Origin of the sequence: Lutimonas saemankumensis (assembly GCF_020171465.1) — a bacterium.
Taxonomy (GTDB): Bacteria; Bacteroidota; Bacteroidia; order Flavobacteriales; family Flavobacteriaceae; genus Lutimonas; species Lutimonas saemankumensis.
In genome coordinates, this window is record NZ_JAIUZR010000003.1 from 341,994 (window position 1) to 353,932 (window position 11,939).

12 protein-coding genes are annotated in these 11,939 nt (G+C 38.0%); all 12 read left to right on the forward strand.

Going from position 1 to position 11,939, the window contains the following annotated elements; all coding sequences use genetic code 11:
* Window positions 1-30 precede the first annotated feature (30 nt).
* The 12 genes from LCM02_RS02965 (at window position 31) to LCM02_RS03020 (ending at window position 11,900) form a co-directional block, all read left to right on the forward strand.
* Window positions 31-1,464: an amidohydrolase family protein gene (locus tag LCM02_RS02965; protein WP_224926835.1), complete on the forward strand. Its 1,434-nt coding sequence runs from the start codon at window positions 31-33 to the stop codon at window positions 1,462-1,464.
* Between the two features lie 104 nt (window positions 1,465-1,568).
* A complete protein-coding gene (locus LCM02_RS02970; protein WP_224926836.1) occupies window positions 1,569-2,507 on the forward strand; it encodes a helix-turn-helix domain-containing protein in 939 nt (312 codons plus the stop codon).
* An 85-nt stretch (window positions 2,508-2,592) separates the two neighbouring features.
* Window positions 2,593-3,429: a CPBP family intramembrane glutamic endopeptidase gene (locus LCM02_RS02975; protein ID WP_224926837.1), complete on the forward strand. Its 837-nt coding sequence runs from the start codon at window positions 2,593-2,595 to the stop codon at window positions 3,427-3,429.
* 283 nt (window positions 3,430-3,712) lie between these two features.
* Window positions 3,713-4,516: an aldo/keto reductase gene (locus LCM02_RS02980; RefSeq protein ID WP_394369932.1), complete on the forward strand. Its 804-nt coding sequence runs from the start codon at window positions 3,713-3,715 to the stop codon at window positions 4,514-4,516.
* A 41-nt stretch (window positions 4,517-4,557) separates the two neighbouring features.
* Entirely contained in the window at window positions 4,558-6,207 is a 1,650-nt protein-coding gene (locus tag LCM02_RS02985) for a serine hydrolase domain-containing protein (RefSeq protein ID WP_224926839.1), read from the forward strand.
* Window positions 6,208-6,210: 3 nt separating this feature from the next.
* Window positions 6,211-7,137 (forward strand): DUF5996 family protein, encoded by a 927-nt coding sequence (locus tag LCM02_RS02990; RefSeq protein WP_224926840.1) that lies wholly within the window; start codon window positions 6,211-6,213, stop codon window positions 7,135-7,137.
* Between the two features lie 42 nt (window positions 7,138-7,179).
* Window positions 7,180-7,896, forward strand: coding sequence for a pirin family protein (locus LCM02_RS02995; RefSeq protein WP_224926841.1), 717 nt, complete (start codon window positions 7,180-7,182; stop codon window positions 7,894-7,896).
* A gap of 137 nt (window positions 7,897-8,033) precedes the next feature.
* Window positions 8,034-8,441, forward strand: a complete 408-nt coding sequence (locus LCM02_RS03000) for a VOC family protein (RefSeq protein WP_224926842.1) — start codon at window positions 8,034-8,036, stop codon at window positions 8,439-8,441.
* A 19-nt stretch (window positions 8,442-8,460) separates the two neighbouring features.
* Window positions 8,461-9,549, forward strand: coding sequence for an NADH:flavin oxidoreductase (locus LCM02_RS03005; RefSeq protein WP_224926843.1), 1,089 nt, complete (start codon window positions 8,461-8,463; stop codon window positions 9,547-9,549).
* Between the two features lie 12 nt (window positions 9,550-9,561).
* Entirely contained in the window at window positions 9,562-10,272 is a 711-nt protein-coding gene (locus tag LCM02_RS03010) for a membrane or secreted protein (RefSeq protein ID WP_224926844.1), read from the forward strand.
* Window positions 10,273-10,310: 38 nt separating this feature from the next.
* Complete coding sequence (locus LCM02_RS03015) at window positions 10,311-10,856, forward strand: GNAT family N-acetyltransferase (RefSeq protein ID WP_224926845.1); 546 nt, start codon at window positions 10,311-10,313, stop codon at window positions 10,854-10,856.
* 75 nt (window positions 10,857-10,931) lie between these two features.
* A complete protein-coding gene (locus tag LCM02_RS03020; protein ID WP_224926846.1) occupies window positions 10,932-11,900 on the forward strand; it encodes a hypothetical protein in 969 nt (322 codons plus the stop codon).
* The last annotated feature ends 39 nt before the right edge of the window (window positions 11,901-11,939 follow it).

Sequence of the window (11,939 nt, forward strand, 5' to 3'; positions counted from 1 at the left end):
CAATCTTAATTATAGACTGATACGATAAAGATGAAAATAATAAAACGAATTTTTAAATTCTTCTTGATACTCGTTGGAGCGATACTGTTGTTATTGTTGGTAGCCATTGGAATTGATACTTACAGGACAGGCTATTTGAAGGTAAAGAACATTGAATTTTCTGACAATGATTCCTACCTTATCACAAATGTAAATATCATTCCGATGAATCAGGATACGGTACTGACCGATAAAATGGTACATGTAAAAGATGGTGTGATTCAAAAGATTGGAGATCAAATCGAACTAGAAGGGGTTGAAATTATTGATGCCGGTAACAGGTTTCTGACTCCTGGTCTTATTGACATGCATGTGCATATATGGGATCGATATGAACTTGGCTTGTATTTATCCAATGGGGTTACGGCGGTTCGGAATTTATGGGGAATGCCAATGCATTTGAGGATTAAGCAAGATGTAGCCAATGATGAAATTGTTTCTCCTCTGTTTTATACTACCGGGCCAAAACTTACCGGACCTGAATTTATTGGGGATGACAATTTAAATTTAACGAGCCCGGATGAGGCCAGAGATAAAGTGTTATCCTATAAAGATAGAGGATATGATTTTATTAAAACCTATTATGGTCTGACACCAGATATCTTTGATGCAGTTGTTGAGCAATCAATGAAATCAGATATAGATGTTATTGCGCATCCCTCACAAAAAGTTCCTTATGTATATCACTTTAACCCACAAATAAAATCTATTGAGCACACTGAAGATATTATTCAGCAACCCTTAAATTACAAGCTGGATACCCTAAAATTAGAAGAGGTAATTCATAACTTCGAGAGTTTGAATAAAGGCTCTTTTAGCCCGACACTAACGGGCTATTATAATATCTATAACATGCTCACCAATGATGCTGTTTTAGAGTCAGAACAGCTTGATTATATGAACCCTTTAATAAGGAAAGTGGATAGTAAGGCTCAGTTTGACAGATGGTATAATACAAAATTGAGTGACCCCAATATTGTTAAATCGATAAAGGATCAGCACGATTTTCATTTATATATTTTGAAAAGGCTGCATGAGGCTGGAGTACGCATTGTTTGCAGCACGGATGCCGGAATAGGTATTACTACCCCGGGTTTTTCCATCCATCAGGAGCTGGCATTTTACAAAGAAGCCGGACTTTCTAATTACGAAGTTCTTAAAACCGCCACCATAAATGCCTCGGAAACCCATACAATTATGAATAATATGGGTTCTGTTGAGGAGGGAAAAGCTGCTAATTTACTTCTGTTAGACCGCAATCCTCTGGAAGATCTAACGGCCCTGAAAAATCCTTCAACAGTTTTTATAAAAGGGAGGAAATTGAATCGCGAAACGCTGGACTCATTTGAAGAAAAAGCGGCAAACAGAAAGAATATACTGGTTAGCGCTGTGCGTTATGCCGAAAATCTAATGATTGAAAAATGATTTAAAATAAAATGGCTTTAAAAATTCTTGCCATACTTAATTTAATAATAACCGTTCAGGCCTTGTTTCTTTGCTTGCATTTTATTTTCAAATCAAAGGGCCTAATGATTCTGAACAGATTGCTTGCATTTTTGTGCTTTACATTTGCTGTAATTTCGTTAAACACCTATTTCAGTGTGGCAGGTATATTTTTGCAAGACACGCTGTTACAGGACATTTCAAACAATTTAATGTGGTTTATAGGTCCGGCCTTATATATGTATGTGATTTATAATGATAAAAAACCCGAAAGACGTTTTATTTATTTCAATACTTTTCCTTTTTTATTTTTAGCCCTTATTAATATACTTTTTGACTGGAAATGGTTTTCAATTGCGGTCCCCTTTATAGGCTTTACACAAATGAGTATTTATTTGTTTTTGTCATTGAAATATTGTTATGAAAATTATTCGAATGCAAAAAGGTATTACAACTGGATTTTACCTTCGATTATTGTGTTTGCCGTTTTGATAGTTGTAAATTTTAGCTTGCATGTACTGGAATCTATGGGAATTAAGATTTTATCGGACGCTGTACTACAGAGTTTCACTTCCTTATTAGTAATACCTATTTTTTATCTGGCCTATAAAGAAATGAATAGTGCAGGGGAATTGGGAATCACCCCCAAAAAGTATCATGGTTCACAAATTTCGGAGGAAAAAACGAATCAATATTTAGCTAAAATTGAAGCGGCCATGGAAGAGGATAAATTGTATCTTCAGGAAGACCTGACCCTGCAAAAATTGTCTCGTTCACTTGATATAAGCCCTAAATTCGTATCCCAGGTGATTAATCAAAAGCTGGAAATGAGCTTTTCAGAATATATTTTTAGATTTCGTTTGGAAGAAGTGAAGAAAAGATTAACTGATTCCGGAAACAAGAACAAGACCATATTTGGAATTGCTCAGGAATCAGGTTTTAAATCGAACAGCAGATTTAATTATCTATTTAAAAAACATACCGGGCAGACTCCAAAAGAGTTTCAAAAACTTCATATTCAATAGAATTTTATGCTATTTCATGATATAGCAAAAGGAAGATTCAAATTTTTGGCTGATCTAGTCTATGTTTGTTGGAAACCTATCATTCATGAATTCAACACAGAAAAACACAAAGAAGCAGTTATTTATCTTTTTTATCCTGACCTATGCATGGTCATGGACTCTTTTTTTTATCGGTCGTCAGACAGATGTTGTAATACTCATTTTACTGGGTGTTTGGACACCGTCATTAACATCGTTATTTCTAACAGGATATTATTACAAGAAAAAAGGACTTCTTCAGTTGCTGGGGCGTTTTAAGCGTTTTAAGATCAAATGGTATTGGTGGGTTCTTTTATTATTGCTTCCGGCTTCTATTCATTTCGCCGGGCGATCCTTATGGCAATACCTTTATATTGGCGAAATATCTCCTTCAATTTTGAATGTATCCTATTGGCTGGGAGCAATAATTCCATCATTTTTAATTGCAGGTTTTGGCGAGGAATTAGGATGGAGAGGATTTGCCTTACCAAGATTACAAAAGCATTACTCTCCGATAAAAGCCTCCGTGATTCTGGCATTGGTTCATTTGTGCTGGCATTTGCCAACCTATTGGCTTGATCAGGGAATTCATAATGTACCTTTTGTCTATGTCCTTGCCTTTATTTTTTCCTGGACTTTCATTTTTAACTGGCTTTATAACCGATCCGGAGGAAGTTTGATTTTTGCTGTTGGTTTTCATGCGGTATCAAACGCATCCCTCAGTATTGTTAGTTTTTTCCCTCCCGAAAGTGAAGTTCCAATATCACCGGAACTATTGACAAACTGGTCTTTTCCAATCCAATATGGAGGACCTTATCTTATGGTATGCCTGGTTTACTTTATTGTTGCGGTTCTTGTTGTGACCAAAGGAAAATTCAATGAGGTAAATACAGATATCCCATAGTTTTCTCAATCCTAACTATTTTGATTTAAAAATCGTAAATTATACTCCATTGGATCTACACTTAATCTTTGGACTTTGGGTGTGGAAATGTATCAGTTAGCTGATTACATAGAAATGTGAGAATTTATAATTTTTATATCGAAAGATGAGCATTAGTAAAAAAGGATTGAATCGTCGTAAGTTTTTAAAGGAAACGACAAAGGCGGCCACAGCTACAGCATTATTTGGCTTAACTAGCCCGGAATTATTCGGAGCTCTGCCTAATAAAAAGGAAAATAATCTAATTCCGAATGTAACTCTAAATAATGGGGTTAAAATGCCCATTTTGGGATTTGGTACAAATGTCCTAAACGGGTCTTTAGGAATTCGATGCGTATCCGAAGCTATTTCAGTAGGTTATCGGCTATTAGACACTGCACATATTTACGGTAATGAGGAAGCTGTCGGAAAAGGTATCAAGCAAAGCGGCATAGACAGGAAAGAGTTGTTTGTGACCTCCAAACTTTGGGTGTATGATTCAGGTTATGAAAGCACAAAGAAAGCCTTTGAAACTTCATTAAAAAAGTTGGATCTTGATTATTTGGACCTTTATCTGATCCATCGACCGAGAGGAGATGTAAAAGGCTCCTGGAAAGCTATGGAAGAACTGTGCCAGGAGGGTAAGATCCGAAGCATAGGAGTGAGCAATTTTTTGCCGGAGCAGCTCAATGAATTGAATAGTTATGCAAAAACTGAACCTGTGATCAATCAGATTGAAACCCATGTGTTTTTTCAGGAAAAAATATTATACCCTTTTCTCAAGAATTCATCAACACAGATCGAGGCCTGGTCTCCATTTGCTGCCGGAAGGAATAACATTTTTATTAACCCGGTCTTGGCATCCATAGGAAAAAAGTACCAAAAGACGAATGCTCAGGTTTGTCTGAGATGGCACTTTCAAAGAGGAGTGGTAGCTATCCCCAGATCCTCCCAAAAGGCTCATATGATGGAAAATATTGATATTTTTAATTTTCAACTTAGTGATGAGGATATGAAAACTATCGAAACCCTGGACCTGAATAGATCTCAATTTCCCGAATGGAGGTGAAAAATTATAAATAATAAACCATTTTAAATCAGACCAATATCATGAAAATCTTAGTATCCCTCATCTTGATTTGTGCCCTACTGGCTTGTTCATCAAACAAAGACGGACGTTTAAATCCCGTTGAACTTGAAGCAAAGATCGATTCGCTGGTTCCCACCCAAGTAAATGATACTACCCCGGGACTCATAGTGGGAATTGTTAGAGGTGGAGAAATCATTTTTAGTAAAGGATATGGTCTGGCAAATTTGTCATACGGGATTGCAAATGATCCGAGTATGGTTTTCAATACGGGATCGGTTACCAAACAATTTCTTGGATATGCTTTTGCTATATTGCATGTGGAAGGAAAATTAAGTCTTGACGATCCGGTATCTAAACATCTTGAGAATTGGCCGGAGTTTGATCATACCGTTACCCTAAGACATCTTTTGACCCATACCAGTGGATATCGGGAGGCATATACGATGTCAAATTTATCAGGTAGAATCATCGGAGTTGACCGGCTTTCCAGAGAGGAATGCCTAAATGTCGTCAGAAAGCAACCTCAATTGGAGTTTGTCCCTGGTTCCCGCTGGACGTACAACAGTACGGCCTGGGTTATTTTAGCCGAAGTTTTAGAGAAAGTTACGGGTCAGACGGCAGATGAGTGGGTAGCGATCAATATCTTTAATCCATTAGGGATGAAAGATACCCAAATTGAAAGTTATGTGGGGGAGGTAATATTTAATTCAGCTGAATCTTATGTATTCAATAAGGAAGAGGGGTATGCCAATCAAGAAAGTAACAGAGCCATTTTTGGTGCGGCTGAAATCTATTCCAATGTTCCGGATTTAGCGAAATGGACTTCAAATTTCCGAACCGCCCAGGTGGGGGGAAGTGAGGTTCATGATTTGTTTTTGACACCCTTTATATTGAACGATGGTACGGATTCTGAATATGCACTTGGAATAGGTGTCGGTACGTATCGTGGGCTAAAAAGATATAGGCATACAGGCGGGCATGAGGCCTTTTCGACCCAGCTCAGCTATTATCCTGATCACGATCTTGGTATAATAACGATCTCAAACTTTGGTGGAAAAGGGTGGATTTCCACAGAAAAAATAGCTGATTTATTCCTGGAAGATTACATGACCACTGAGACGGCAAGAGAATATGCCGAAATTAATTTGGATATGGAAACATTGGAACAATTTCAAGGGCTTTATCTTTCTTCAGATTTAAACGATTCGTTCACATTGAAAATGGTCGAGGATTCCCTTACCTACGAAGAGGAAGAGAATTTAATTCCGAGGTCACCAAACTCATTTGGTATTGAAGGCTGGAACGGCCTGATGAAAATTGAAAATTTAGAAGATGGAACTACCCGGCTAACGATAGAGAATGGTACAATTGAAACGTATAAAAGAGTTGAAAGATGGTCACCGGAAGTAGCGGAATTAAAAAAATTTGAAGATGATTACTGGAGTGAGGAACTGGAAACACTTTACCATGTGGTTGTAAAAGATGATCAGCTTCAAATAAATCATCGTTGGCTTGGAGATATAATGTTGAAACCCATATCCCCTGATTTATTTGAAACAGATTGGGGTTATACCATTAAGTTCCTTCGAAATCCCTCAAATGAAATAGATGGATTAAGTGTGAACAGTGGCCGAACCTTAAACGTTTTGTTTGAACGAATAAATAACTAAATTATGACTGATCTTAAACTCCCTCAATTGCCTTATGGTTCCTGGACCGAAACTCGTGTAACAATTCATTTGATCCTGCAGATCATGGGGAAAACACGACTGGGACTTACGCATCGAAAGAATCACTGGTGGTTCATTACCATTTACGTATCCGCCAGGGGTTTTAGCACCTTTACCATTCCTTTAGACAAAGGTTTATCAAGTCTTGAGATCGAATTGGATGTCCTGCAGAAGGCCGTAACAATATCACATAGTGAAAAGGGGACTACACAGATTAAGTTGGAATCGGGCTTGACGGTCGCTCATTTTTACAAGCGTTATATGGGGGAGATTTCAAAATTGGGTTTAACTCCAAAATTTATCCCTAAACCTTTTGACATGGGAATTGACAAACCTTTTGAAGAACTAGAGGATTATAGTTCCTTTGATTGGAATGCCATTCGCAGATTCTGGCAATTGATGCAGTGGAATAACTCTATATTTAAGGAATTCAGCGGACGTTTTTATGGAAAAACATGTCCTGTTCAAATTTATTGGCACCATATGGACCTTGCCGTCACTCGATTTTCGGGAAAAAAACTGCCACCTATGGATAAATCGGTACGAATTTCAGATCGTGACACCTATTCCCATGAACAGATCAGTTGTGGTTTTTGGGTTGGTGACGATACAATTCCGGAACCTATGTATTATTCTTACACCTATCCGTCCCCGGAAGGTTTAGACAAGGAAACTTTAAAGCCCGAATCAGCAAAGTGGGCGGATAGTAATGGAAGTCCAATGGCCCTTTTAAGTTATGATGATGTAAGGTCACTGCCAGACCCAAGGCAGGCTGTGCTTGATTTCTTGGAGAGTTCCTATCTGGCTGGAGCTAAACTTTCAGGATGGAAAGTAAAAGAGCTTACCACCCCTTCTTTAAAGGATGTCTAAAAGTTTGATCGAAGAATAATCTTTATTTTAATTCAGTATTTTATGAAATCAGTATTGCATTTATCCCATAGCCGCGGACATGCCAACCATGGTTGGCTGGAATCTTATCATACCTTTAGTTTTGCCAATTATCATGACGCCAACAGGATACATTTTGGGGCCCTGCGTGTGTTGAATGACGATACGGTTCACGGAGGTAAAGGATTTGGAACACATCCTCATAAGGATATGGAAATCATTTCAATACCTCTGGAAGGTGATCTTGAACATAAAGACAGTATGGGAAACATAACAGTTATTCGTGAAGGGGACGTTCAGGTAATGAGTGCGGGTACAGGCGTGATGCATAGTGAGTACAATAAAAATCAGGACCAGCCGGTGAAATTTCTGCAAATCTGGGTATTTCCCAATAAAAAAGGGGTCCAACCACGCTATGATCAAATTTCAATTCGGGATGTTGAGAAGTCGAATCAGTTTTATCAGATCCTTTCCCCAAATCCTGAAGATCAGGGGGTATGGATCAATCAAGATGCATGGTTCAGTTTGGGTAAATTTGATTCTGGAGTTAAAGAGAAATACGTTGTGAAGGGTCAGGATAGTGGAGTTTATTTTTTCGTCCTGGAAGGGGAGGTTGAGATTAACGGTCAAAAACTAGGCAGAAGAGACGGCTTGGGGATCTGGGAAGCAAATGAAATAGAATTAACCTCTTTATCTTTTAGTCAGGTTCTTTTGATGGAAGTTCCCATGGCGTTCAATTAGCTTCGAGAACATCTGAACTGAAATTATTATATTTATCAAATGCAGAAAACCATCGGTAATGGTATTTTGAATCAATCCATTCCAGAACGAATTGAATCTTCCAGATAATCAGGCAGAAAACAATTAATGTAAATTAAATGATGAATCAAATGCAAGGACAGTTTCGTTTTGCTTATTTCACTGATAAGTACCAGGAAACCTACGAATTTTACCTGAAATGGCTGGGCCTTGACCTGGCCCATGACTGGGATAGAAATGAACATGATAAAGGAGCGGTTTTTAAAGCAGGTGGAGGATTGATAGAAATTATGCTTCGTCCTGAGGGAGATGAATACAGGTACCAGGGCCTGGACTACAGGATTTCTCAAGGTGCCTTTATGGTTATTCAGGTTTCTGATGTTGATGAACTTTTTAATAAATATCAGTCAAAGGGAATTCCATTTAAACAAGAAATAGTAAGTCAGCCATGGGGACACAGAAGCTTTTCCGTTCTGGAACCAAACGGACTGATATTATTTTTCTTTGAAGAGCAATTTAAGACCTGAATATGTCAATTTCATCTTTATGAAACAAAGCAAACCCTCGGATAACATAGAGTTTAAATGCGGGATTTCCATGAATAACAGATTTATGCTGGCACCACTGACCAACCAGCAAAGTCATGAAGACGGAAGTCTTTCCGAAGACGAATTGAACTGGCTTTCGATGAGGGCAAAGGGTGGGTTTGGACTGGTAATGACATGTGCCTCTCACATCCAGCAAAATGGAAAAGGTTTTGAAGGGCAACTCGGTATTTTTTCAGATGCACAGATTTCAGGACATAAACGTTTAACGGATGCTTTGCGCCAACAGGGTAGTGTTTCAGTAATCCAACTCTTTCATGCCGGGTTAAGGTCTCCAAAAGAATTGATTGGACAATCACCTGTATGTCCTTCTAACAATGAAAAGTATGGGGCCAGAGGTCTTACGAAAGAGGAGGTTTCTGAATTGAAAAACAACTTTATTCAGGCTGCTGTCCGAGCAAAGAAAAGTGGTTATGACGGTGTTGAAATTCATGGGGCTCACGGTTATATCATTTGTCAATTTTTGAGTGCAAAGATCAACCAAAGGACAGATGAATACGGAGGAAATCTTGAAAACAGATCACGATTATTGTTTGAAATCGTAAAAGGAATCAGAGAATTATGTGGGCCTTCCTTTTTACTCGGTGTCAGATTATCCCCGGAGCGATTTGGTATGGATATCGGAGAGATTAAATGGATATGTAAGCAACTTATACGGGGAGGAAAAATTGATTTTTTAGATATCTCTTTATGGGATTACAATAAATTTCCGGAAGATGAAAAGTACCGAGATAAAAATCTGTTAAATCATTTTACCGAAATTGAATATGGAGAGGTTCGGTGGACCATTGCGGGTAAAATAAGAGACGGTTCGGATGTATCAAAAGTTCTGGAATCCGGAGTTGATTTTGTGACCATTGGTCGATCCGCCATACTCCATCATGATTTCCCAAGAAAAGTGATGTCAGATGAAGGTTTTAAATCGACAGAAACCCCGGTATCAGAAAGTTATCTTCTAGGCGAAGGATTAAGTAGTAGATTCGTGAACTATATGAATAGATGGCCGGGTTTTGTGAATACAGGAAAGTAAAAACTAAAAATGATGAGAAAAATATTTTTGTTAATTGGAGGAGTTTTGATGTCTGCGGTACTCTCAGCCCAGTCTTTAATAGGAGCCTGGGAAGCCTATCATACCTCTGAAAAAGGGGATCCACTTAGAAGTGTTGTAATTTTTTCGCATGGATACCAGGTACTGTCAACCTTTAACGCGGAATCTGGAAAATTTATTCATTCAAATGGCGGGTCCTGGAATTTAGTTGGTAATTCAATGACAGAAAAAGTTGAGTTTCATACTGATGATGCCGACAAGGTTGGGATGGAATCCACTTTTCAGGTGATGATTACGGATTCGGTTATGGGAATAGTTGGCGATGATTTGAAGTTTAAAAGAATCGATGACGGAGCTCCGGGCGAACTTCAGGGTGCCTGGTTGATGTCAGGCAGAAAAAGAGATGGAGAAATACGCAGCCGTGATACGAATCGGCCCAGAAAAACGATGAAAATTTTGTCTGGAACCAGGTTCCAATGGATTGCTTATAATACGGAAACAAGAGCGTTTATGGGTACAGGAGGAGGTACGTATACTACGGTTGATGGCAAGTATACTGAGAATATAGAGTTTTTTTCCAGAGATGATACTCGAGTAGGAGCTAGTTTGGAATTTGATTATAGTCTGGAAGATGGAAACTGGCATCACTCCGGTTTGTCGAGTAAAGGAAATCCCATATACGAAATTTGGAGTCCCAGAGAATAGGGCTGGATACATTTAATCAGGTATAAAGTTGATGAAATATGAATTTTGAACAATTCCAGGAATTAAAAACCGAAAGGCTATTGTTACGCAAAATTGAGTTATCGGATTCAGCGGAGATTCTATTTTTACGTTCGAACGAAATAGTCAATCAATTTATTGAAAGGCCCGAAAGCAGAAAGACGAAGACGCATTCCGATGCCGTCAGGTTCATCAATGAAATCAACGAAGCTTTTGAAAATGGAGAATCCATTACATGGGGAATAGCTTTGAATAAAAACCCGAAAATTATTGGTACCATATGTTTATGGAATTTTTCTGTGGACCAAAATATTGCAGAGGTAGGTTATGATTTAAATCCTGAGTTCCATGGAATGGGAGTGATGAGCGAGGCTCTAAAAAATGTAATTATTTTCGGTTTTAATAAATTGAATTTAAGCAGTTTAGAAGCATTTACCGATAGAAGAAATAGAGGTTCGAAGAGGCTGTTGGAGAAAATAGGGTTTCAGCCTAATGATGATCGAATGGATAAGAACAATTCATTCAATGAGATATTCGAAATCAAAAATCTCTTGTCTGGGACTTAATACATGAGGAGGAAACAAAATCTCTAAGTTTCCCAAGAAATATAACATATTAAAATTGTGCGAAATCATAATTACATGAAGTTTTCTTTATTTTTCATTTATTTCGTTTTATTCACGGCTTTTACCGGAGATCGTAGTCTGGGAAAGCTGAATTATATGGAGTATCATAATGCCATAAATCATGCGGAACAATTTGTGAGTGATGAGCGGTATGAAGAGGCCCTGATCAAATATGTTGAGGTTTTTAATACCTATGATTTTGTGTTTTTGAGGGACTTTAAGGTTGCCGCTCAGCTGGCATTTTATCTCGACAAAAAATCGATGGTGGTTGACATCATTCAGGAGGGATTCAAATCAGGATGGAAGTTGAAAAGTTTGAAAAAGAATACGTTTCTAAGTGAGTTGAAAAAGGAACCTGAATGGAAAGAACTCGAAGAGTCATATGATGAATTGCATGAAATCTATCTTTCTAAAATAGATCCAACACTTAGGATGAAGGTGCACAAGATGTTTAAGCAAGATCAAAAGAAGGCTTTAGGGGCGCTTTTAAGAATTGGGGACAAGTCACAGGTAAAATATGCCGAAAAGAAATTTGCTCCTCATAGTGAAAGGCAGATGCTGACACTCTTGGATGTTTTAAATAGCTATGGTTATCCAGGCGAAAAGATTATCGGAAATGATTTTTGGGTATCTACAATAATTAGCCATCATAATTCAATCTCTGAAGATTATGCCAGAAAAGATACCCTGTACCCTCATGTTAGACCACTATTGAAGAAATCCCTTAAAAAAGGAGAAATATCTCCCTATGAATTGGCTTTAATAGATGACTGGTACATGGCAACTATGAATGATCATTCAGAAGCCGGTTATGGATTTATTGAGGGGGCAGATCAATCATCACTGAGAAAAACAGATCAATTGCGTGAGAAAATAGGCTTGCGTTCTGTGGAACTTAGGAACAGGCTTGTTGAAGTTGAAATAAAATCAGGAATGAATTTTTACCTGCCTGACTGGACGGATGGCAAGATTGAAATTGAATAAATTATTGTTTTGTTAACATGGTATATTCGTGAAAAATCT